The organism is Hymenobacter ginkgonis, assembly GCF_009755225.1.
Lineage (GTDB): Bacteria > Bacteroidota > Bacteroidia > Cytophagales > Hymenobacteraceae > Hymenobacter > Hymenobacter ginkgonis.
This window is the reverse complement of record NZ_WQKZ01000002.1, coordinates 629,524-651,832: the sequence shown is the minus strand read 5'-3', so window position 1 is coordinate 651,832 and position 22,309 is coordinate 629,524. Positions and strand designations below refer to the sequence as shown.

At 61.9% G+C, this 22,309-nt stretch carries 16 protein-coding genes; 8 read left to right on the top strand and 8 right to left on the bottom strand.

All coding sequences use genetic code 11. The annotated features are described in order from the left end of the window. Nucleotides 1-26: 26 nt before the first annotated feature. The 3 genes from pafA (at nt 27) to GO988_RS08560 (ending at nt 3,469) form a co-directional block, all read left to right on the top strand. A complete protein-coding gene (gene pafA / locus GO988_RS08570) occupies nt 27-1,727 on the top strand; it encodes an alkaline phosphatase PafA (RefSeq protein ID WP_157564213.1) in 1,701 nt (566 codons plus the stop codon). Between the two features lie 85 nt (nt 1,728-1,812). Beyond that, a complete protein-coding gene (locus tag GO988_RS08565) occupies nt 1,813-2,361 on the top strand; it encodes an inorganic diphosphatase (RefSeq protein WP_317164823.1) in 549 nt (182 codons plus the stop codon). A gap of 208 nt (nt 2,362-2,569) precedes the next feature. After that, nucleotides 2,570-3,469, top strand: coding sequence for a UbiA prenyltransferase family protein (locus GO988_RS08560; protein ID WP_157564211.1), 900 nt, complete (start codon nt 2,570-2,572; stop codon nt 3,467-3,469). Between the two features lie 38 nt (nt 3,470-3,507). On the opposite strand, the gene GO988_RS08555 is transcribed toward GO988_RS08560, so the two are convergent. The 3 genes from GO988_RS08555 to GO988_RS08545 form a co-directional block, all read right to left on the bottom strand. Then, the gene (locus GO988_RS08555; protein ID WP_157564209.1) at nt 3,508-4,209 is read right to left on the bottom strand and encodes a hypothetical protein; all 702 of its coding nucleotides are present in this window, start codon (nt 4,207-4,209) and stop codon (nt 3,508-3,510) included. Next, nucleotides 4,209-5,498 (bottom strand): LVIVD repeat-containing protein, encoded by a 1,290-nt coding sequence (locus tag GO988_RS08550; RefSeq protein ID WP_198172585.1) that lies wholly within the window; start codon nt 5,496-5,498, stop codon nt 4,209-4,211. The genes GO988_RS08555 and GO988_RS08550 overlap by 1 nt, the downstream gene beginning before the upstream one ends. 125 nt (nt 5,499-5,623) lie before the next feature. Next, complete coding sequence (locus GO988_RS08545; RefSeq protein WP_157564205.1) at nt 5,624-7,141, bottom strand: NAD(P)H-hydrate dehydratase; 1,518 nt, start codon at nt 7,139-7,141, stop codon at nt 5,624-5,626. 159 nt (nt 7,142-7,300) lie between these two features. Between GO988_RS08545 and msrB the strand changes: the two genes are divergently transcribed. Both msrB and sdaAA read left to right on the top strand, forming a co-directional pair. Next, entirely contained in the window at nt 7,301-7,762 is a 462-nt protein-coding gene (gene msrB / locus GO988_RS08540; protein WP_157564203.1) for a peptide-methionine (R)-S-oxide reductase MsrB, read from the top strand. 198 nt (nt 7,763-7,960) lie between these two features. Next, nucleotides 7,961-8,857: an L-serine ammonia-lyase, iron-sulfur-dependent, subunit alpha gene (sdaAA, locus tag GO988_RS08535; RefSeq protein WP_157564201.1), complete on the top strand. Its 897-nt coding sequence runs from the start codon at nt 7,961-7,963 to the stop codon at nt 8,855-8,857. An 81-nt stretch (nt 8,858-8,938) separates the two neighbouring features. On the opposite strand, the gene GO988_RS08530 is transcribed toward sdaAA, so the two are convergent. From GO988_RS08530 to ispF, 5 genes are all read right to left on the bottom strand, one after another. Then, complete coding sequence (locus tag GO988_RS08530) at nt 8,939-13,306, bottom strand: beta strand repeat-containing protein (RefSeq protein ID WP_232341480.1); 4,368 nt, start codon at nt 13,304-13,306, stop codon at nt 8,939-8,941. A gap of 284 nt (nt 13,307-13,590) precedes the next feature. Further along, the gene (locus GO988_RS08525; protein ID WP_157564196.1) at nt 13,591-14,649 is read right to left on the bottom strand and encodes a hypothetical protein; all 1,059 of its coding nucleotides are present in this window, start codon (nt 14,647-14,649) and stop codon (nt 13,591-13,593) included. 26 nt (nt 14,650-14,675) lie between these two features. Next, nucleotides 14,676-16,052, bottom strand: a complete 1,377-nt coding sequence (locus GO988_RS08520) for a LutB/LldF family L-lactate oxidation iron-sulfur protein (protein ID WP_157564194.1) — start codon at nt 16,050-16,052, stop codon at nt 14,676-14,678. A 104-nt stretch (nt 16,053-16,156) separates the two neighbouring features. After that, on the bottom strand, nt 16,157-17,857 hold the full coding sequence (locus GO988_RS08515; protein WP_157564192.1) for a M28 family peptidase: 1,701 nt from the start codon (nt 17,855-17,857) through the stop codon (nt 16,157-16,159). 76 nt (nt 17,858-17,933) lie between these two features. After that, a complete protein-coding gene (gene ispF, locus GO988_RS08510; protein WP_157564190.1) occupies nt 17,934-18,416 on the bottom strand; it encodes a 2-C-methyl-D-erythritol 2,4-cyclodiphosphate synthase in 483 nt (160 codons plus the stop codon). A 313-nt stretch (nt 18,417-18,729) separates the two neighbouring features. Here ispF and GO988_RS08505 point away from each other — a divergent pair, with 313 nt between their 5' ends. The 3 genes from GO988_RS08505 to GO988_RS08495 all read left to right on the top strand — a co-directional run bounded on the left by GO988_RS08505 (nt 18,730) and on the right by GO988_RS08495 (nt 22,308). Next, the gene (locus GO988_RS08505) at nt 18,730-19,344 is read left to right on the top strand and encodes a TetR/AcrR family transcriptional regulator (RefSeq protein ID WP_157564188.1); all 615 of its coding nucleotides are present in this window, start codon (nt 18,730-18,732) and stop codon (nt 19,342-19,344) included. A 43-nt stretch (nt 19,345-19,387) separates the two neighbouring features. Next, nucleotides 19,388-21,058 carry a TolC family protein gene (locus GO988_RS08500; RefSeq protein ID WP_157564186.1) on the top strand — a complete coding sequence of 557 codons (1,671 nt, stop codon included), beginning with the start codon at nt 19,388-19,390 and terminating at the stop codon, nt 21,056-21,058. Nucleotides 21,059-21,177: 119 nt separating this feature from the next. Beyond that, complete coding sequence (locus tag GO988_RS08495; RefSeq protein WP_157564184.1) at nt 21,178-22,308, top strand: efflux RND transporter periplasmic adaptor subunit; 1,131 nt, start codon at nt 21,178-21,180, stop codon at nt 22,306-22,308. Nucleotide 22,309: the final 1 nt, after the last annotated feature.

The window sequence follows — 22,309 nt, the reverse complement described above, 5'->3', positions numbered from 1 at the left end:
GCACGCTTCTCTTTACCCGCTTTTGGATGAAAAAGATATTATTGCTCTCGCTACTGGCCTTGCCCGCCGTGGCGCAGAAAAAGAGCCCTGCCCTCGACCGGCCCAAGCTGGTAGTAGGCATTGTGGTTGACCAGATGCGCTACGACTACCTCTACCGCTACTGGAGTAAGTTTGGCAACGACGGCTTTAAGCGCCTGCTAGGCGAGGGTTTTAGTTACGAAAGCTGCCACTACAATTACGTGCCCACCTACACCGGCCCCGGCCATACCAGCGTGTACACGGGCACTACCCCCGCCAACCACGGCATCGTGGGCAACAACTGGTACGAGCGCGAAACTGGCCGCACCACCTACGTAACTGAAGATAAAACTGTGCAGGCCGTGGGCGGCACGGCGGCGGCGGGCCAAATGTCGCCGCGCCACAACCTGGCCACCACCATCACCGACGAGCTGCGGCTGGCCACCAATTTTCAGAGCAAGGTGATTGGCGTGTGCATCAAGGACCGGGGTAGCATTTTGCCGGCCGGGCACGCCGCCAACGCCGCGTATTGGTACGACGGCAGCAACGGCGCCTTCATCAGTAGCACCTTTTACACCAAGGCCCTGCCCGAGTGGGTAGTTAAATTCAACGCCGCCGGCCACGCCGCGCAGTACCTCAACCAGCCCTGGAACCCGCTGCTGCCCCTGGCCGACTACACCGAAAGCACCCCCGACGATGTGCCCTGGGAATCGGCTTTTAAGGGCGAGGCCAAGCCGGTTTTTCCGCACGATTTGCCCGCGCTGAGTGCTACCCCCCCTGCCGCCGTGCAGGCCACCGAGCGCGCCTCGGGCGAGAAGCCGCCCTTGGCCCCGACGCGCAACCTCGACCTCATTCGCTCGACGCCCTTCGGCAACTCGCTCACCGCCGACTTTGCCCTCGAAACGCTGCGCCAGGAGCAAATGGGCCAGCGCGGCCAAACCGACTTTTTGGCCCTCAGCTTTAGCAGCACCGACTACGTGGGCCACCAGTTTGGCACCACCGCCATCGAAACGGAGGATACCTACCTGCGCCTCGACCGCGACCTGGCCCGCCTGCTCGATGCCATTGATAAACAAGTGGGTAAGGGCCAGGCGCTGGTGTTCCTCACCGCCGACCACGCCGCCGACCAGGCCGCCGGCTTCCTGGAGGCGCACCAGCTGCCGGGCGGCGGCCTGGGCACGGCCCTGGTGCGCGACTCGGTGCAGCGCGCCCTCACGCGCCGCTACGGCGAAGGCAAGTGGCTGGTCGATTTTGAAAACCAGCAGGTGTACCTCAACCGGCCGCTGCTGCTCCAAAAAAAGCTGGAGCTAGCCAAGGTGCAAAACGAAGTGGCCGAAATTTTGCGCCAGCAGCCGCACATTGCGCAGGCCATTTCGGCCACCGACTTGCAACGCAACTCCTGGCCGGTGGGCCTGAGCATGTACCAGGCCAACGGCTTTTATGCCCCGCGCTCGGGCGATGTGCTGTTTGTGATGTCGCCGGGCTGGCTCGAAGCCTACAGCTACCCCGTGGTGAAGGGCACCACCCACGGCGCCTCGTGGGCATACGACACGCACGTGCCGCTACTATTTTGGGGCTGGCACGTAAAGCACGGCGAGTCGGCAGCGGCGGTCAAGATTGTGGACATTGCGCCCACCGTGGCGCGCTACCTCCACATTCAGGAGCCCAGCGGCTGCACTGGCGAGCCCCTGCTGGAAGTACTGAAATAGTAGCCTCGCGGGGCCGGCTATAGTTATTTCAAGTTTTAAGTAAGTTCTTTACTCCATCATTTTAAAATCCCTCACTCAATCCCAAGTGGCTCACTTCAACCCCTGGCACGATGTATCGCGCGGCGATAGCCTCCCCGAAGTCGTAACCGGCATCATCGAAATTCCCAAAGGCAGCAAAGGCAAGTATGAGCTGGACAAAGACAGCGGCCTGCTAAAGCTCGACCGCGTGCTGTTTTCGGCCGTGCACTACCCCGCCGCCTACGGCTTCATTCCGCAAACGTATTGCGACGACAAAGACCCGCTCGATATTCTGGTGCTGTGCTCGGTGGACATTCCGCACATGTGCGTAGTAGAAGCCAAAGTTATCGGCGTGATGCAGATGCTCGACCAGGACGAGGAGGATGACAAAATCATTGCCGTGGCCGCCCACGATGTGTCGGTTAACCACTACAACGAGCTGGCCGACCTCCCCCCCTACCTGATGCTGGAGATGCAGCGCTTTTTTGAAGACTACAAAGCCCTCGAAAAGAAGCACGTCGAAGTAAAGCAGTTCTTGGGCCGCGAAGATGCCTACCGCATCATCAACGCCAGCATCAAGCTCTACGAAGAAACTTTCGGCAACGGCGCCCAGTAGTATTCAGCCTGCTCACCAAGTAGTTGAATAAAAAGAACGTCATGCTGAGCTTGCCGAAGCCTCTCGCTCGCGCCGCTGGAAGTAATAACCCAACGATGCGAGCGAGGGGCTTCGGCAAGCTCAGCATGACGTTCTTTTGGGTAAGCCCTTTTTACAGTCTGACGTTTTTTAAAGTCTGGCGTTCTTTTGAGCAAACCACTTCCTTAGGATGACGGCCTCTTTCCGTCGCGCCGCCGTATCCCTACCCCCGTCCGTGCCCAGTACCCGTGCCCTGCCCCTGCGCCTGCTCGATGCATTGCTTTACAGCAGCGCGTGGCTGGCGGCAGCCGCGGCCGCGCAAACGGCGGCGGCCTTGCGCCTGTGGCCGGGGGTAGGCGGCTCGGCCGGGGCGCACGTAGTGGTGCTGGTGTTTGCGGTTACGCTGCTCACGTATAACCTCGACGCGGCGCTGCCCTTCAAGCATGGCCAACCGGCCGGCACTTCGGGCCGCAAGGCTTGGCAGCAGCGCCACCGCCCGGCTATGCTAGCCCTGGCGGGGGCGGCGGCCCTCACGGGCGCCTACCTGCTGCTCATCGATGGCTGGGTGCACTTCCTACCCCTGCTGCTGCCGCTGGCGGCGCTGGCCATTGGCTACTCGTGGCCGGTGCTGCCGTGGCGGGGCCGCTGGCGCGCCATCCGCGAGGTGCCGTTACTAAAAGTATTCCTCATTGCGGGGGTGTGGACGGTGGTGACGGTGGGCCTGCCCGCGCTAGCCCTGCACCAGCCGTTGGCCTCGGCGCGGGGGCTACTAGTGCAGCGGTTTTGCCTGGTGGTGGCGCTGGCCATTGTGTTCGACATCCGCGACTACAGCCGCGACCGGGCGGTGGGCCTGCGCACCTTCCCGGTTTTGCTGGGGGTAGGCGGTGCCAAGGCAGTGTCGCTTAGTTTTTTGGCCGGTGCCGTGGCCGCCGGCTTGGCCCGCGAGGCAGCGCCGCTGGCCGTACTGCTGCCCGCAGTAGCAGCAGCTAGCGTCATCATCGCCGCCCATGAAGGACGGGGCGATTACTTCTTCGCCTTGCTCACCGATGGCGTGCTGCTGGTGGCGGCCGCCGCCTATTTTGTGCTGTAGCAGGCTACGCCGCTGCGCAAATCTGCCTTCGTGCTGGCTCAGCGCAGGGCTACCCCTAGCTTGAAACCCGCGGGAAAATATATTCCTTGGTGCGCGTAGTCGGAGGGCCCGCTGCGGTACTGGCTAGCTTCGAACACCGACCAGTAGGTGCTGTGGCGCACGCCCACGCCGGCATATAGGTCTAGCAGCACGCGGCGCGCCAGGGGTAGCTGGTAGCCTACCTGCCCGGCTACCCCCAGGCGCAGCACGGTTTCGTGGTGGCGCACTGGGGTATAAACCAAGTAGGGCAAGCCACCGGGGCCGGCTTCCTCGCGCCACTCCCAGCCACGCGAAAAATTCAGCCTGAAGAATTGAATCTGCGGCCCGTAGCCTAGGTATAGCCCCGTGGGGTAGGCCCGTTGCCCGCCAGCGGCAGCCAAATAAAACCGGTGCTGCGCTTGCAGGCCGGCCCCGCGCACCGTTTCGTCAAAAGCCAGGCGGCTGGGGTCGTAGCCCACATCGGGCCGGCCGGTAGGGCCCGCGTACAGCTGTGGGCCGAGCGTAAACGTCTGGTTGGGGTGGCTGCTCCGGGTGCGCTCAACTTCAAGCCAATACCCACTCAGCACCACGTGTTGGGGCGTAAACTTGAGCGACCAGCTACGCGGGGCCTGGGCTGGGGCGCGCCAGCTCAGCAGCACCAGCGCCAGGCAGCCCGCCCAGCGGCCCCAAGCCAGCCAGGCTCCCCTTGTGCAAACTTGCATCAGTTGGTAGGCGTAATGGGCAATAAGCTCACTTGCTGCAAGTCGCTGCCAGTGGTGCGGTACTGGTAGAGGCCGCCGGGCCCGATGGCCAGCAAGTAGTCGCCGTTGGGGATAACGTCGGTGACGGGGGTGGAGAAGTGCTGGAGCGCCCTCAGAGACGGGGCTAGGCTGGTATCGAAGGTTTTCAGGCCGTCGTCGCACACGTAGAGGCGGTTGTTTTCGGCCCCTAGGCCCTGCGGGGCGCTCATGGGGTAGGAACGCGCAAACAGGGGCTGGCTAAGGTTGGTGAGGTCGATGACTTCGAGCACGTTGGCGCCACCGCCGCAGGTGCGGCCCGAGCGCAGGGTCACGTAGGCGTAGTGGCCATCTACCACCACGGGGTCGCAGCTCACTACGTGCTGGTAGTAGCTTACTTGCCGCGGGGCCGCGGGCGTGGCCACATCAAAAATGTACAGCCCGCGCTGGGTGCCCAAAAAGAGGTAGTGGTCTTGCGGAAAAATGGTTTCGACCCCAAACTGCAACGGCAGTCGCGGGCCCGCCACCGGCGTAGCCGGGTTTTGCAAGTCAAACAGGCGCAGGCTTTGCTCATCCACGGTGTACAGGGCTTGGTTGAGGATAGCAAAGCGCGCCAGCGAGCCACCCTTGCCCGTGCTGCTGGCCGGCGTGGCAGCGGTAGTTGTCGCCCCGTTACTGGCAAAGAACACAGGGCTATTGCGCGGGTACGTTATCCGAATGGGTACTGCTTCGGTTGGCGCGAGCTTGCGCCAACCGACCACCACGGCGCCGGCCGGCCGCTGGTTGGGCTCGTAGGCTGCTTCCAGTGGGCCAGCCTCGGGCATGGGCAGCTCGCGGAAGGCATCCCGCACCCGGCTGCTGAGCTTGGCGCTGGCGGGGTCGCTTATGTCCACCGTTACCAGGTCGGGGCCATTGTCGGCATACAGCAGGTTGCCGCGCACAGCCATGTCCACATTGCCCGGAATTCGCAGAAAGCTTATTGCGCGCGGGTTGCTGGGGTCGTGGTTGTCGATGACGTGAATGCCCTCGAATTTCTCATTGATAAAAACGTAGGGACCACGAATAAAAATCTTACCCGTGTTGTGCAGCGCCTGGGGGGGTAGGGTGGCTACCGAGCTCTCCAGCGTCGTGCGCGTCATGAGCAGCGGCCGGTAGCTGGCGTACTGCAAGTACGACACCATATCGGGCGCGGGCTCCTGGCGGGAGCAGGCGAGGAGGGCAAACAGCCCCAGTAGCAGGGCACGTACCGGCAGGTAGCTTAGCAGTCGGTTCATAGAGCAACGTATTGAGCAGAAGCGTGAAACAACAAACTGAGTTTGATGAGCCCAGTATGAAGCAGAGCCCAGCCGCATCCAATAGGTTGCAGCCTTCTACTATATTTAATCATAACCTGAACCAGCTACTCCAACTGCCGCAGCGCCGGCCCAATGTGTTGCACCAAATCGCCGGCTACCAGCCCGGCTTCGCCGGTGTCGGCGGCGGCAAGGTCGCCGGCGTGGCCGTGGGCCAGCACCGCCAGGCGCACGGCCAGCAAGGGGGCAAGGCGCTGGTCGGCGCGTAGGGCCAGCAAGAGGCCGGTGAGCACGTCGCCGCTCCCGCCGGTGCCCATGCCGGGGTTGCCGGTAGTGTTGAAATACACGTGGCCGTCGGGCGCGGCTACGGCGGTGTAGGCGCCCTTCAGCACCACCAGGCAGCGGTGCTGCTGGGCAAAGGCGCGCAGCAAATCGAGGCGATGGTAGTCATCTTTCGTCTTTTCGGTGAGGCGCGCAAACTCGCCGATGTGCGGCGTGAGGACCGTGTTTTCGGGCAGCAAGTCGAGTAGGTCGCGGTGCTCGCCCAGCATATTGAGCGCGTCGGCATCGATGACGAGCGGCACCTGGGTTTCACGCAGTAGCTTTTCGAGTACGGCCCGGCTGGCCACGTCTTGCCCCAGGCCCGGCCCAATGCCGATGGCTTGGTAAGGTTTGGTAGCTGGTAGTGCACTGATGAAGTCGGCCTGCGCATCGGCCAGGCACATGGCTTCGGGCCGGGTCGTCTGGATGATGTCGTAGCCGCAGCCGGGCACGGCCACCGTTAGCAGCCCTACCCCTCCCCGCAGGCAGGCACCGGCTGCCAGCACGGCGGCGCCCACTTTGCCGCGGCTACCAGCCAGCAGTAAGGCGTGGCCAAACGTGTTTTTATAAGCAAACTTGGTGCGGCGCGGCAGGGCCACGTCGGGGCGCGGCGTGGCGGCGGGCAGCTGCGTGAGGTGCCAGGGCGTATCGGCCTGGGCAATAAAATTGGCGCTCAGCCCAATATCCTCCACGTGCCACTCGCCCACGAACTCCGCATTTTGCGGCAGCAAAAACGCCAGCTTGGGCAGGCCAAAGCTCACGGTGTGGGTGGCCCGCACCACGGGCGCGGCCGGGTCGGGCTGGGGCGCATCGGCGAGCAGGCCGCTGGGCATGTCCACGGCCACTACGCGGGCGCCGCTCTCGTTGAGGTGCGCTACCACGGCGGCCGCCTGCCCCGTGAGCGGCCGCGTGAGGCCGGTGCCAAACAGGGCATCGACCACCAAGGTGCCAGGCTGAATGGAGGGTAGGGCCCCGGCCGATAACTCGCTGACCGGAATAGTTTTGGGCAGCACGTGGTGGTTGTACTGGTAGTCGTCCGAATACTTGTCGGCGGGCAGCAGGGCCAGGCGCACGGCGTAGTCGGCGCCGAAGAGCAGGCGGGCCAGGGCCAGGCCGTCGCCGCCGTTGTTGCCGGGGCCGCACAGCAGCAGCACTTCGCCGGCCACCTGCGGCGGGTAGTGGCGCAGCAGCCAGCTGGCCAGCGCCGTGGCGGCGCGCTCCATGAGGGCAGTGGAGGTGGTGTGCTGCTCCTTGATGGTGGCTTGGTCGAGCTGGCGAGTTTGGGCGGCGGTGAGGATATTCATGGGGGGTAGGGCAGCGTGGCTAGTGGCTAAGCCGGCGTAGCAATTGGGCAGGCCGCGCGCGGTTGTAGGAAACCGTTTGGCGGCTCCTGGCGTTTTAAAACGGCAAGCTAAACCGCTAAGCCGGCCTAGCCAAGCTTACCTCACCACCTCTCGATAGATATGCAAACCTGGAACGACGTTATCCGCCTGGCCAACCACGGTGCCCCTACCCCCCCCCGCCGCGTCGAGAAAACCGATGCCGAGTGGAAAGCCCAGCTCACGGCTGAGCAGTACCACGTAACGCGCCAGCACGGCACCGAACGCGCTTTCACCGGCGAGTACTGCGAGGCCCACGAGGCGGGCCTCTACGCTTGCGTGTGTTGCGGCACGCCGCTCTACGACTCGCGCACCAAATTCGAGTCGGGCACGGGCTGGCCGAGCTTCACCCAGCCGGTCGAAGAAAACGTGATTAAGTATAAGAAGGACACGAGCTACGGCATGGTGCGCGTAGAAGCGCTCTGCAACGTGTGCGACGCCCACCAAGGCCACGTTTTCCCCGATGGCCCAGCGCCCAGCGGCCTGCGCCTGTGCATCAACTCGGCGGCCATTAAGCTCGTGACGACCAAGGAGCCAGCCGCGTAGCAAGGCGGCCTTTTGTTTCTACAAAAAGTCTTTTGATAGCACGTCAGGCTGAGTTGGCCGAAGCAGCTCGCTCGTGCCGCTGGGTTAGTAATCCAACGATGCGAGTGAGCTGCTTCGACCAGCTTAGCCTGACGTTCTGTTTTATCTTCTTTTATCTTTCGTCTCTTTCTATTTTTTCTACCCCCTCCCCTACCCGCCATGTCGCTGCTATTCACTGATTTTGCCTCCTGGCGGGCCCACTGCGCGGCCACTGGCGAGCCACTCTACCAGCCCGTACTGGCCTACGAGATTGAGCAAAAAGGGGCGACGGAAGCGGCCATTTGGCCCACCCTGCAACGCGCCTACGACGTGATGCGCGACGCGGTGCACGAGGGCCAAACCGGCAACATGACCTCACGCTCGGGCATGATAAATAACGGGGCCAAGAAAATTGCCGCCTCGCCTATCACCGTACTTTCGCCAGAATTTAAGGAGCTGGTGATAAGCGCCTTGGGTGCCAAAGAAGTAAACTCGTGCATGGGCCGCGTGGTGGCCGCGCCTACGGCTGGCGCCTCGGGCATTTTGCCGGGGGTGCTCACCACCATTCAGCGCATCCATAAGCTGGAGGACCGTAAGATTTTGGAAGGGTTGCTGGTGGCGGCGGGCATTGCGCTCATTATTGAGCAAAACGCCTCGCTGGCCGGGGCGGTGGGCGGCTGCCAGGCCGAAACCGGCTCGGCGGCGGCCATGGGCGCGGGCGCCATTGTGTACTGCCTGGGCGGCAGCGTCGACGAGGTTTTTGCCGCCGTGGCCATCACCATTCAGTGCATGCTTGGGCTGGTGTGCGACCCCGTGGCGGGCCTTGTGGAAGTGCCCTGCGTGGTGCGCAATGCCTCGGCGGCGGCCATCGCGTTTTCCTCGGCCCAGATTGCCATTGCGGGCGTCGACCCAGTTATTCCGGTTGACCAGTGCGTGGCGGCCCTCGGCGAAGTGGGCCAAAGCATGGAAACCCGCTACAAGGAAACCGCCCTGGGTGGCCTAGCCAACACCACCCGCGGCCGCGAAATCGAGCGCCTAGTGCTGGTGCAAGACGTTAATATTTTGCCTGATGAGTAGGCTTTTGCATGGAGTAGCATAGCAAAAAGGCGGCCCCTGCAATTTGCAGGGGCCGCCTTTTTTGGCTGTACTTAACTTGATTTATTCCTTTATCACCTTGGCCACCTGCGTGCTACCCGGCAAAACCAAGCGCAGCACGTACACGCCGGCGGGTAGCCGGGATAGGGCTTCGGGGGCTACCGTAGGCTGGCTGGTGCCGGCGGGCAGGGTACCCAAATCTTGGCGCAGTACCTCGCGGCCTAGGGCATCGGTAAGAGTGATAGTGGCCGTAGCCGCCGCCTGCGGCAGCGCTACGGTGAGGTGCAGCGCGGCGCCAAACGGATTGGGCCACGCCTGCAGCTGGGCGGTAGCTGGCGCCTCAAACTGCACGCTGCGCACCGGCGAGAAGGTAGCCGTGCCATCGAGGTCGAGTTGGCGCAGGCGGTAGTAGCGCAGGCCGGCCTTACCCCCTTCCTGGTCGCGGAAGGTGTAGTTGCGGGCTACCTGGCTTTCGGGCGTAGGGGCCGCCACGAAGGCAAGCTTCCGGAAACTAGTAGCTTCGCCGCTGGGGCTTACCTGCACTTCGTAGCCGGCATTGGCGTGCTCGCTGGCGGTCGTCCAGCTCAGCAGGGTTTCGCTACCCTGGCGCTGGGCGGTAAAAGTCGTGAGCGACACCGGCAGCGGCACCGAGCCATCGGCCACGGCCAGCAGGCTGGCACCCACTTGTAACTCGCTGGTAGCTAGGCTGCGCATGTTAGTCTCCACGGTAGTTGCCAGGTTGGTATAGCCAGTGGCGCCGCGGGCTTGCAGCGTTTGTACACTTTCGCTGGTGATGGTACCCAGCAGGGCGGGGTCGTAGTAGAGAGTGGGCGCGTAGCTGTAGCCACTGCCCGCGCTGGCACCGCCCGGCGTGAAGGTGAAGTACGCCTGGTAGTAGCGCCCCCCAGCAGCGGTAGGCGCCGGCGGCAGCGTGCCCGAGTAGTAGCGCCCCACCAGGGCGGTAGGCAAAGTGCCCGCCGCCGCATACGTGAGCTGGGCGATGGGCCGGTTGTTGAGCAAGAATGTCTGCGTGCTGCCGGGCGCGTAGGTACCACTTACGTCGAGCGGATTGGGCAGTACGCCCGCGTTGGGAGTCACCTCGTAAGCGCCCAAGTCGGGCGCGCCGGTGGCCACGGTGGTGCTGCGGGCCGCGCCCGTGAGGTCGGTAGCCACGGCTGGCAGCTGCGTGCCCGTGCCGTTGAGTACGTAGCTGCTGGCATCGGCGGGGTTGATGGTTAGGTTGGTAGCCGAAGTAAAGGCCGCCGTGTTGGCGCCCGACGTTAGCATCGAGCTGCGGTCTTGCCCCGTCGTCGCTTGCCAGGTGGCCAGCGTGGTGATATCGCCATTCAGGTAAGCTAAGCTTTGCGGCGCGGCGGCGCCTGGGCGCAGGTCATACAGGTTGTAGTCGATGGTGGCGAAGGGGCTACCCCCTCCGGCCACGTACACGGCGTAGTTGGTGCCGGGCTCGTTGGGGTCGGAGGTGGTTTGCACGTTGCTCAGCACGTTGTTGCGCACGTCGAGGCCATAGGCGTTGGAGCCTATGTAGAGCGCGGCAGCTATTTTGCCGCTCAGGCCGTTGGCGGCCCGGTTGCCCGCCAGTTGCACCGAATTGTTATAAAGGCTGAAGCCGTAGCCGTTTAGCACCCCTATCCCAATCAATTGATTGGTGGGCGAGGCCGACCCGTTGCCATCGGCCGTGAGGTCGCCGATGACGTTGTTGTAAGCTAACAGGTTAGTTGTAGCGTTCGCTCCGCTATTCAGCACTAGGCCCCGTACGCCGGTGCCCAAGCTGCTGGTGCCCTTCAGGGTATATACTTGGTTGCGGGTAACGGTAGCGCCCGCAATGCTCACTTCGAGGCCCGTGATAGCGCCGCGGCTTACGGCCACGTTGCGAACCGAATTGCTGGTTATCAGCGCGGTACCGGTGGCGCCGCCCAGCTGGTAGGCCATCACGGCGCCGAGGCTGGTGGCATTCTCAAATTGATTACCGCTTACTATCAGGTTTCCAGTTACTTGGCCGCTAGTAGCGGGCATCGTACGCAGAAAGCGGAAGTTGCCCGCGCTAGCCGTGGCGCTTCCCAGCAGCGTGTTGTTGGCTAGGGTGAGGGTTCCTCCCACGGGCGCCGACGCAGCCAAGCCATCGTAGTCGACTGCCAAGGTGCCGGCGCTGTTGGTATTGGTGGCGTTGTATAGGAGCACATTGGTGCTAATCGTGGCCGCACCGGCCACGGCGCCATCCACCTGAATAGCGCTCAGCGGCGAGGCAATGCTGCCCGGGCCCGTATTGCGCAGCAGGTACGATGCCCGGTTGCCATCGAAAGCCGCCGTCGTCTGCACCGTGCCGCCATTATAAAGCAAGTAACCCAGGGGGCTGACTGAAGCTGAACCGCTGTTGGTTTCGGTGAGGGCCAAAATGTTGTTATTGAAAGCCAAGCTGTTAGACTTGCCGTTATTGCTCAGCGCTACCACCTGCCCGTCAACGGTAGCCGTGCCCGAGATTGTGAGGGTAGTGCCAATAGTGTTGGTTCCAAACGTGGCGCCTCCCCCAATTGGGGCTTCCGTGTACATCGCGCTGAGCAGGGGCAGTATGGTACCCGCACTGGCCGTAATGTCGAAGTTCAACGTGTTGTTGGTTAGCGCCGCAGAAGTGCCAATTGGGTTGTTGCTCGTGAGGGCCATGCCGTAGCACTGTATAAACAAAGTGCTTTCGCCTGCGCCGCTAATGGCAAAGTTGCCGCGGTTGCCGGTAGCCGTGACGCTGCCAGTTACGGCACCCGCGTTGTTGATGCCGTAGAAGTTGCCCGTGATGTCGCTGCCATTGGCTAGGCTGCGCAGGTTAGCAGCCAGCACGTTATTATTGACGACCAAGTTGCCGACTCTGTTGCGGTTGAAAAGCAAGTAGCGACTTACGGCGTCAGCGGCCCCAGTGACCGAGGTGTTCATAGTCAAGGTGTTATCGCTCAGTTCGAGCGTGCCGTCAATGGCGCCGTTGCCGTTGCTGATACCTAGCAGCTGGCCGTCGAGCTTGCCACCAGTGGCAGTAGTCGTGAGGATGACGGTGTTGCCGGTGCAGGCCACATTGCCCACTACCTGGCCATCGTTGAAGAGGCCCCGGCCGGCGAGGTTTATCTGGCTGGGGCCGGTGTTAGCCAGCGCCAGTTGCACGCGGTTGCCGGTCAAGAGCAGGTTGCCGGCAATAGCTTCGCTATTGTACACGCCGGCCGCCGTGCCGGTGAGGTCGCTACCCCCCGCCAGGCTGCTTAGGCTGAGCGCCAAGGTGTTATCGCTGATGGTGAGCGTGCCCAGGCTGGTGCTAGTGCGGCCGCCCACATAAATGAGGCGCCGGTCGCTGCTGCTGGCTGCGCCACTAGCTACGGTAGTTAAGCTCAGGTCATTTGCCTGAATGGTAACACTGCCCGAACCTGAGTTGGCTACTTGCAGCCCGTAGAGTTGGCCCGTCGAAGCCGCTGCGACTAGCGTAGCCGTATTGTGGGCAAAAGTGAAACTGCCGCTCAGCCCGCCGTAGCTCAGAATGGCGCTGAGGTCGCCGCTGGCGGGCGTGCCGGTAGTAGCATCGGCGTTGGTGAGCGTGTTGTAGCTGGCGCGGCTATCGTCTTGGCCCGCCAGGATAATGCCGGCGGCGGCCGCCGCCAAGCCGCCGTAGTTGCTAACGGTGTTGCCGGTGGCGGCACTGCTGCCGCCCACATCGTTGCGCTGGTCGGGGTAGTAGTCGAGGCCATCGGTGAGCGCGTTCAGCACGAGGCCGTTTTGCACATTCACGAGGGTGTTGCCGTAAAACTTGTTATCCGAGTTGGTACCGGCCGCCGTAGCGCCCGCCATCGGCAACGAAGTGGCACTGCCCGCCAGCGTATTAGCTGCATAAATGCCGCTGGGGTAGCTGCTACTGGTACCGGGGGGTAGGAGCGAGCGGTTAAGCGTTACCCGGCAGTTTTGGATGGTAATGTGCTGGCAACCATCCGTGTTAGAATTGCGAAACAGCGCGTAGCCGGCCTCCATGGCGGTAGTGGCTGTGGTGTTGGCCGCCGCATCGGCCAAATCAATGCCGTCGAACGTCACGTAGTCCGAGCCTTGCAACTGCACCAGAGCATCGAAGTCGCCCGTGCCCGCCGAGGCCGTAATCCGAGGGTTGGTCCCACTGCCCGCCTTCTGAAAAATGATGGGACTGGTGGCCGTGCCGGTGGCCGTTAGGGCCACGCCGCTTTCGAGGTAGGTAGTGCCAGCGGCCACGTTGAACGTGGTGGCGCAGCTTACGCCATTGGCATTAAGCGCCGCCACCGCCGCGCCAAAGCTGGTAAAGTTGGTGCCCGAGGCCGCTGCCCCACTATTGATGGTATAAGTACCACAAAGTGGGCTGGCGAGTGGGTGGCGGGTGGCACCGTAGCTCCCTCGGCTAGCCCCCACGTGGGGCATTGCCAAACCACACAAAAGAAGAAATAAGCCGACTTGGCTGCGGCTTTTAAAAGAAGGTATCTTATTGGCTAGTAGGTTTCTTTTCATAGGTATTACCTACTCAGTATAGGCAACAAGGCGGAAGCGGTGAATGGTACTATTTTGTCGTAGACTAGCTACCCGCAGGCTGCGTAGTATATGTAAAACTACGCGGCAAGCTGGAATATTTCCCGAAAAAATAATAACTTTACCCTATATCCTCTTCTTGCGCTTCTGTGCACAGAGGGGCAGGTGCCCGTGGCTGGCTACTCGATAGTGGGCGGCGTCATAAGCAAGGCTCCCAAGAACTTGAGCGCGGGCTCGTAGCGCTGGCGGCGCTCGTGGTAGTGCTGCCAGGCGGCTTCTTCGTCGGGGCGCAGGGGTAGACCGGCTTTGCGTAGGGCCTGCCAGGCATCGGCAAACTCCTGGCGGCCGGGGATGGAAGCCGCTAGCTCCTCGTGCGTGCGTAGCTCGGTGGGCTTGGTCTCAGAATTGAGGTCGAAGAAGCGGTATACGCGGTTCAGGGCCAGCACCCCGGCCGTGAAGGTGAGCTCTACCTGGCGCGAGCGTGCCACCTCAAGGGCCGAAAACAGCAGGTTGGCGGCGTCCAAGATGAGGCCAGCGGCCAGTACCCAGGAGCGCCCGCCCTGCGGCGAGCGAAAGAAAGCCAGCACGGGCAACGAAGTATGGCTTTCGTCAATCTCGACCAGCCATTTTTCCCATTCTAGCCACTGGTCGTCGTCGTTGAGCAGGTCTTTGTCGTGCCCCAGCCAGCATAGCAGCCCCGCCGCCGTGGCGGGCACGCCGGCCCGCAGCTCTAGCTGTGCCACCACCACTTCGCGCCGCGAAAAAGCTTGATAAATAGTTGGCAAATAGGATATTAATAACGTAAGCAGCAGTAAGCCAATAGTGGCTTCGGAATAGCTGAATAAGTTGATAGCGAAGCCACCCTCCGACGTGGTACCCAGCGTGAGCAGCGAGCTGCCACTCAGCTCGTAGCTCTTGGTGAAGTCCTTGACGCCCAGCGCCCAGTAGATACCGCTATACCCTACCCCCACTAGCGCCAGCCAGCCAATGGGCAGCGCTACCAGGGCCACCGGCGCGTAATGCGCCAAGATGCGGTCGCGCCGGGCATAGTTGTTGGCGTGCCGCGCCGCAAAATTAAACAGCGCCCTTACCCCCCCAAACACGAATACATTGAGCCGCACCGACTCGTTGCGCGGCAGCACAAACGAGCGAATGGCCCCCGATACCGTGACGATAACCAACCAGCCGCCGGCCAGCCCCACCAGCAAACGCAATCCATACTCAACAGTAGATGACATAAGCCCGTTGTACGGGCAAGCGGCGGCTAATGACTAGCCTGCCACAGCTGCCGGAACGACTTATCGGCCACGCGCAAGCTCTCGCGGCGCTTGCGCCAGCCGCTTTGGTCGAGCAGGTAGCCGAGGCTGAAGTCTTTGAGGCGGCCGGGCAGGATGTCGAGCGCCCAGCGGTGCTGCATGCTCCAGCGCCAGAGGCCAATAGCCACTTTTTCGACGGCCGCGTTATGGCCTTCGCTTACGCTTTCTTGGCGGTTGAGCAGCAGCAGGTTGTGCAGGTTGATGCGCACCGGGCACACGCTGGTGCAGGCGCCGCACAAGCTGCTGGCAAAACTCAGGTGCTGGTGCTCTTTCAAGCCCGATAAATGAGGACTGATGACCGAGCCGATGGGGCCTGAATAAGTGGTTTCGTAGGTGTGGCCACCTATGTTTTTATACACCGGGCACACGTTGAGGCAGGCGCCGCAGCGAATGCAGCGCAACGCTTCGCGGCGGTCGGGGCGGGCGAGCAGGTTGGTGCGGCCATTGTCGAGCAGGATGACGACCATCTCCTCGGGGCCATCGACTTCGCCGGGCTGGCGCGGGCCAAAATACACGGTGTTATAAACCGTTACCTGCTGGCCAGTGCCACTGGTGCTAAGCAAAGGCCAAAACAAATCGAGGTCGGTGAGCTGCGGAATAAGCTTCTCGATGCCCACCACCGCAATGTGCAAGCCCGGAAAAGTAGCCGACAGCCGGGCATTGCCCTCGTTTTCCGTCACGGCTACCCCCCCTTCTTGGGCAATGAGGAAGTTGCCGCCCGTAATGCCCACTTCGGCCGCCGTGTACTTGTCGCGCAGCAAGTGGCGGGCCGTAAGCACAAGCTGTTGCGCATCGTCGGTGTGCTCGATGCCGAGGTGCTTGACAAAAATATTCGCAATGTCGGCCTTGCTCAGGTGCATGGCCGGCGTCACGATGTGGTAGGGCCGCTCGCCATTCAGCTGCACGATGTACTCGCCCAGGTCCGTCTCGACCGACTCGATGCCCCTACCCTGCAAATACTTGTTGACGTGAATTTCCTCGGTGGTCATGCTCTTGGCTTTCACCACGGTGCGGGCGCCGCGCGCCGCCGTGAGGCGCCCGATTTCGTCCAGCGCCTCCTGGGCATCGCTGGCCCACACCACCCTACCTCCCCTTGCGGTGAAGGCCGCCTCAAATTGCAGCAGGTACTCGTCGAGCTTTTCCAGCACCTGCGCCTTGAGGTAGGCGGCGCGGGCGCGGGCCAGCTCGTGGTCGAGGTAGAAGCCCATGCCCGTCGTCACGGCCGCGTTGTACTTGCCGATGTTGAAACGGATTTTGCGGCGGTGCTCGAGGTCGAAGGCTTTGGCTTCGGCGTCGGTTTGGAAGGCGGTGGCTTTGGTTAGCATGAGTTCGCGCAGGGTTAAAACAGCAAAGCGCAGGGCTCCGAAGTGCAAGTTAAACACGCCAAAACCCTGCGCTTTCCAATGGCCTGTTTCTAGGCCAACACGGCCTACGGCTTGTTGGAATCCACTACCGGCCGCTCGTCGCGGTTGGCCAGCTCCCAGGCCGTGAAAAACACGAGCTTGGCCCGCGCCTCCATCTTGTCAAACTGAATCTTATCAATCTCGTCGCTGGCCTCGTGGTAGTCGGCGTGCACGCCGTTGAAGAAGAACGCCACCGGGATTTTGTGCACCGCAAAGTTGTAGTGGTCCGAGCGGTAGTAGAAGCGGTTCGGGTCGTTGGGGTCGTTGAAGCGGTAGTCGAGGTCGATGTTGGTGTATTTGCGGTTGGCTGCCTCCATCACCGCGTGCAGCTGCGACGAAAGCTTGTCGCTGCCAATCACATACACGTAGTCGGGCTTGCCCTCGTGGGCCACGTCGGTGCGGCCAATCATGTCGATGTTGAGGTCGGCCACGGTCGAAGCCAGCGGAAACACCGGATGGTCGGTGTAGTATTGCGAGCCCAGCAAGCCCTTTTCCTCGCCCGTATTGGCCAAGAACAAGATGCTGCGGCGCGGCCCGTGCCCGGCGTGCGCCGCCTTGGTAAAGGCCTCGGCAACGCTGAGCATGCCCGTGGTGCCCGAGCCGTCGTCGTCGGCCCCGTTGTACACCTGCCCGCCAATGATGCCGAGGTGGTCGTAGTGCGCCGACACCACCAGTATCTCGTCTTTTTTATCGGTGCCGGGCAAGAAGCCCAGCACGTTTTCGGTGCTCACGGTGCTGCGTTCCTGCGGCGCGCTGATGGTGAATTTCGTGGGTTTAAACTTGCTGGCTACCGGCTTCTTAGCCGCAGCCGTGGCAGCTTCGTAGCTGCTAATAGCCGCCTCGTTGACCCCCAAAATTTTCAGGCCCACAGCCGGCGACACGAAGAACGACGGCGCCCTACCCCCCGCCTGGTCGGCGGCGGCAATAATAGGCTGCATCACCCGCGGTGCCAGCCGGGCCACCAGCTTGGCGAAGTCCGCTTTGGGCGAGAAGTCCACAAAAATTACGCTGCGGGCACCTTTTTGGGCGGCCAGGGCAGCCTTAGCCCGGTAGTCGACGGCCCACTTGGTGGCGCTGCCATCGTCGCTGAGCACCGACTTGCCGTCGGCCCCGTGCGGCTCGCCGAGCAAGACGAGCAAATCCTTGCCCTGCACGTCGCGGCCCGCGTAGTCGGAGTACGCGCCCTGCTCGATGCCGTAACCCACAAACACCGGCTGCACCGCCGTAGCCTGCTGAAACGGCGAGCGTCCAAAGGCATAAAAATCCTTCAGCCACTCGTAGGCTTTGCCGCCCACCGTGAGCGTGCCGCCCGGCTGCCAAGCACTGCGCTCCAAATTGAAGGTCTGCAGGTAAGGATTGGGGCTATTGGTAGTTACGGGCGCCGTTAAGCTGTCGGCGGCAAACTGCTTGCTGATGTAGGCGGCGGCCATCTTCTGGCCCTTGGTGCCGGTTTCGCGGCCCTCGTACGCATCCGAGGCCAACACGCCGAGGTCGCGCCGCAGCTTCTCCTGCGTGATGTAGCGGGTGGCGTACTGCGCGGCGTAGTCGGTGGCCATGGGCGGCATGGGCACCGGGCCGTGGGGCGCAATGCCGCCGCTGGGCAGGGTGCGCGCGCCGGTGGGAGGTAGGGTTTTGCCCTTGATTTTGGTTTTGACCTTCATTGGCGTTTGGGCCAGGGCCGCGCCGGGCAGGGCAAGCCCCGCCAGCAGCAAAAATGCGTATTTCATATTATGTAGGATAAGACAAGCTTCGGCCTGCCCAAAATGGAGGGGGTAGGAAAGGCGCGGGGCGGCGGGCACCAGCCTACGCTACCTGATAGATAAGCACCGTGGCGTAGGCTGCTACGCCCTCTTGCCGGCCCACAAAGCCCAGCTTTTCGGTAGTGGTGGCCTTGATGGAAATATCGTCTTCGCCTACCCCCATCACCTCGGCCAGGGTGCGCTGCATGGCCGGAATATGCGGGTTCACCTTGGGCTTTTCGAGGCAGATGGTGGAGTCGATATTGCTGACTTCGTAGCCTTTGGCGCGCAGAATGCGCATGGTTTCGGCCAGCAGCTTTTTGCTGTCGATGCCTTTGTATTGCGGGTCGGTGTCGGGGAAGTGGAAGCCAATGTCGCGCAGGTTGGCCGCGCCCAGCAGCGCATCGCAAATGACGTGGATGAGCACGTCGGCATCGGAGTGGCCGAGCGCGCCGTGGGTGTGCGGCACCTCAATGCCGCCCAGCCAGAAGGGGAGGTCGGGCTGCAGTTGGTGAACGTCGTAGCCGAAGCCAACGCGGATTTTCATGGGCACTAAAAGGAATGAATTGGCTGCAAAGGTATTTGCCGACTCCCTGGCCAACTGAGCCGCCTTGAACAAACCAAAATAATTAGCAAAAAATAATTTGTTTTTATTCCCAATATTATTAGTTTTACGCACGCAAACCAACTCATATACAGCTTCTGGCGAGCTGGCAAAAAAACCTGCATTCTGTTAAAGTAAACCGCGGCTTAGTACGTCAGCGCAAGTAGCACTACGTCCCCATGGGGGACATGACCAAAGAAACTTTGGAAACTTTGAACCCACCCAAAGTTTCCGTTGTATCTTTGCCGTGTCAATCATGGAAAACAAAGACCGGATTCTTACCCACGCTGCGGCGCTCTTCCTCCGCAATGGTATCAAGAGCGTAAGCATGGACGACATTGCCACCGCCCTGGGCATGTCGAAGAAAACCCTTTACAAAACCTTCACCAACAAGGATGAAATAGTATTGGGCGTAATGTCAACGCACCTCTGCCAGGCGCAGGGCGAATGCGCTCGCTTCGCGAGCAGTGCAGTCGATGCGGTGCAGGAGATGCTCACTATTTCGGCCTGGGCCGACCAGCAGTTTAGCAATGTGCACCCCAGCATTTTTTACGACCTGCGCAAGTATTACCCGGCAGCCTGGGCGCTGTTTTCGGAGCACAAGAGCACCTTCATCCTCGACCAGATAACCCAAAACCTGCGCCGGGGCATTGCCGAAGGGCTTTTCCGGGCCGACCTCGACGTAGAGGTGCTGGCTCGCCTCAACCTGGCCCAGATTGAGTTGGCCTTCGACCCCAGCCTCTACCCTCCCACCCAGTTTCCGCCCGTGCGGGTCAGCAAGGTGTTCGACGAGCACTTTTTGCTGGGAGTAGCCACGCTCAAGGGCCACCGGCTTTTCAATAAATACCAACACATTACGGAGGAAGAGTAGGCCCTGCGGGCCCTACTTGGTCCGCCACCGCTTCCACACTTTTATGAAGAACATGTTCTCCAACTCGCTGCTGGCCAGCTTGGTGCTAACGCTGGGGGTAGGGCCAATGGCCCAGGCCCAGACTCCAGCGTCCCTGGCCCCCCAGCCAGGAACTAGCCCCATGAGCCTGAGCCTGACGCAAGCCGTTCGCTACGCCGTCACCAACAAATCGAGCCTGCTGGCCACGCGCCTAGCCGAGCAAACGGCCGCCGCCAAGGTGGGCGAAATCAAGGCCCAGGGCTTGCCGCAGCTCAACATCGGCGCCAACGTGGCCGACAACTTCAAGCTGCAAAAAAGCCTGGTGGACGTTGGAGCCTTTGGCGGCGGCGGCTCTACCGTGACGCCGCTTACGGCGGCCGACATAGCCGCCGCCCAGGCCGGCCAAACGGTGAACATTGCGCCCGTGAGCTTACCCGCCGTGCCCCTGCCGCCGCAAGCCATTGCCTTCGGCTTGCAGTACGCCGGCAATACCTCGGCCTCGTTCTCGCAGCAACTCTTTGATGGTTCGTATCTCATTGGCCTAAAGGCGGCTAAGGTATATCAAGAGCTATCGAAAAAGCAGACGCAGCAAGCCGAAATCGACGTAGTGGAGCAGGTAAGCAAGGCGTATTACAGCACGCTGGTAGCCCGCTCGCGCCTCGTTTTGCTGGCCCGCAACGTGCAGCGCCTCGACACGGTGCTTTACCAAACCAACCAGACGTTTAAAGCCGGCTTTGCCGAAAAGCTCGACGTAGACCGCCTGCGCGTGCAGCGCAACAACCTGGTGGTGGAGCAGCAAAAAGCCCAGCGCCTCACCGAGTTAAGTGTGGCCCTGCTGAAGTTTCAGATGGGCTTGCCGCAGAGCCAGCCAGTGCAGCTCACCGACTCGCTCGGGGCGGCCGTGGTCGATGCCGGCAACCTGCGCCGCCACCTTGGGGTGGCCAGCTTTGGCACCGGCGCCGGCCCCGACGGCCTCGGCAACGTGCCCACCGCGCCCGCCGGGCTGGGGCAGAATGCTACGGGCGGCGCCCCCGCGCCGGGCATCAACACGGGCCAGGGCCCACAGGCCCAGGCAGCCTTCAACTACAACAACCGCATCGAGTTTTCGACTTTAGAAACGCAGCAGGCGCTGGCAGGACTCGACCTGCGCAACCGCCAGTCGGGCGCCTACCCCCGCCTTTCGCTCACGGCGGCCTACGGTTTTATTGGTTCATCCAACTCTGTGAAGGACCTGTTTGCATTCCGGGGGCCGGAGTCGCGCAATGGCAATGGTTTTCCTAACCAGAACTGGTTTGGCTTTGGCAACGTGGGGCTAGCCCTCAACATCCCAGTGTTTGACGGCTTCCGCCGCCGCTACCAGGTGCAGCAAGCACGCATCGCGCAGCAAACGATAGAGAAAGGCATGGAAACTCTGCGCCAGAGCATCGACTTGCAAGACGCCCAGAGCCGCACCAACCTTGTGAATGCCCTCGACGTGCTCGACAACCAGAAGGCCAACCTCGACCTGGCCGCCGACGTGGCCCGCGTCACGCGCATCAAGTTTAATGCGGGGGTAGGGTCGAACATTGAAGTCATCACGGCCGAAACCTCGCTGCGCGAGTCGCAAACCAACTACTACGCCGCCATCTACGATGTGCTAGTGGCCAAAGTAGACCGCGACAAAGCCACCGGCGAACTGTATCAGCAAGCCAAATAATTAAGGAAAAGAACGTCATGCTGAGCTTGCCGAAGCATCTCGCGTGAACCGTTGATTAACACTGCATTGCTAACCCACGCGAGATGCTTCGGCAAGCTCAGCATGACTACCTCTTACGTATGCGCTCTTCAAATTTTATTCTCTCGGCTACCCTTGCAGCTACCCTCGCTTCTTGCGGTGGGGCTTCTAAAGACCCCCAAGCTGAGCTAGCTAAGCTCAAGGCCGAGCAGGCCGCTACCCAGGCGCGCATCGCGACGCTGGAGGCCAAGACCGGCGCGGGCGCCAAAGATTCGGCCAATGCCGCTGTGCCGGTGTCGATTATTAAAGTAGCCTCCGAAAAATTTGCGGGCTACCTCGAAGTGCAGGGCCGCGTCGATTTTGACCAGAACGCCACCGTGGGCGCCCGCGCCGCCGGCACCCTCACCAGCGTGCGCGTGCAGCGCGGCGACCGCGTGGGCAAAGGCCAAATCCTGGCCACCGTCGATGCCAGCATCCTGGATGCCAACATTGCCGAGCTGCGCACCCGCATGGACCTGGCGCGCATCGTGTACCAGAAGCAAGCCGGCCTGTGGAAGCAGCAGATTGGCACCGAAATTCAGTACCTGCAAGCCAAGAATACCTACGAGAGCTTGCAGCGCAATCTCGCTACTCAGCAGCAGCAGCGCGCCCTCTACAACGTGGTGGCGCCCTACAGCGGCGTGGTCGATAACGTGATTCCGAAGCTGGGCGAAACGGTGGCGCCCGGCGCCCCAGTGGTGCAGCTCAACAGTGGGCAGGGGGGTAAGGTATTGGCCGATGTATCGGAAGCTTACGCGGGCAGCATCAAGGCCGGCGACAAAGCCCTGGTGGCCCTGCCCGACCTCGGCAACGAGGAAGTAGCGAGCACCGTGCGCACCGTGAGCCGCACTATTTCGGCCACCAGCCGCACGTTCACCGTAGAGCTGCGCTTGCCTAGCAACCAAGCTAGCCGCCTGCGCCCCAACATGGTAGCTACGGTGCGCATCCAGAACTACGGCAGCAACAACGCCACCGTGCTCCCCGTGGACTTGGTGCAGCACGACGAGCAAAACGCTTACGTGCTAGTAGTGGCCCGCGAGGGCGGCAAGCCTGTTGCGCAGAAGCGCGTTATCAAAACCGGCCAGACCTACAACGGCAAGCAGGAAGTAACCAACGGCCTCAAGCCCGGCGACGAAGTCATTTCGGCCGGCTACCAGAACCTGAACGAAGGGCAGGTTTTGAAAATTAGCTAAA

Coding starts and splice junctions, on each gene's coding strand:
- GO988_RS08520 (WP_157564194.1), bottom strand. CDS start 16,052: ATGCTAACCAAAGCCACCGCCTTCCAAACCGACGCCGAAGCCAAAGCC.
- GO988_RS08530 (WP_232341480.1), bottom strand. CDS start 13,306: ATGCCCCACGTGGGGGCTAGCCGAGGGAGCTACGGTGCCACCCGCCAC.
- GO988_RS08505 (WP_157564188.1), top strand. CDS start 18,730: ATGGAAAACAAAGACCGGATTCTTACCCACGCTGCGGCGCTCTTCCTC.
- GO988_RS08545 (WP_157564205.1), bottom strand. CDS start 7,141: ATGAATATCCTCACCGCCGCCCAAACTCGCCAGCTCGACCAAGCCACC.
- GO988_RS08550 (WP_198172585.1), bottom strand. CDS start 5,498: ATGAACCGACTGCTAAGCTACCTGCCGGTACGTGCCCTGCTACTGGGG.
- GO988_RS08495 (WP_157564184.1), top strand. CDS start 21,178: ATGCGCTCTTCAAATTTTATTCTCTCGGCTACCCTTGCAGCTACCCTC.
- sdaAA (WP_157564201.1), top strand. CDS start 7,961: ATGTCGCTGCTATTCACTGATTTTGCCTCCTGGCGGGCCCACTGCGCG.
- GO988_RS08525 (WP_157564196.1), bottom strand. CDS start 14,649: ATGTCATCTACTGTTGAGTATGGATTGCGTTTGCTGGTGGGGCTGGCC.
- GO988_RS08555 (WP_157564209.1), bottom strand. CDS start 4,209: ATGCAAGTTTGCACAAGGGGAGCCTGGCTGGCTTGGGGCCGCTGGGCG.
- ispF (WP_157564190.1), bottom strand. CDS start 18,416: ATGAAAATCCGCGTTGGCTTCGGCTACGACGTTCACCAACTGCAGCCC.
- GO988_RS08500 (WP_157564186.1), top strand. CDS start 19,388: ATGAAGAACATGTTCTCCAACTCGCTGCTGGCCAGCTTGGTGCTAACG.
- msrB (WP_157564203.1), top strand. CDS start 7,301: ATGCAAACCTGGAACGACGTTATCCGCCTGGCCAACCACGGTGCCCCT.
- pafA (WP_157564213.1), top strand. CDS start 27: ATGAAAAAGATATTATTGCTCTCGCTACTGGCCTTGCCCGCCGTGGCG.
- GO988_RS08560 (WP_157564211.1), top strand. CDS start 2,570: ATGACGGCCTCTTTCCGTCGCGCCGCCGTATCCCTACCCCCGTCCGTG.
- GO988_RS08515 (WP_157564192.1), bottom strand. CDS start 17,857: ATGAAATACGCATTTTTGCTGCTGGCGGGGCTTGCCCTGCCCGGCGCG.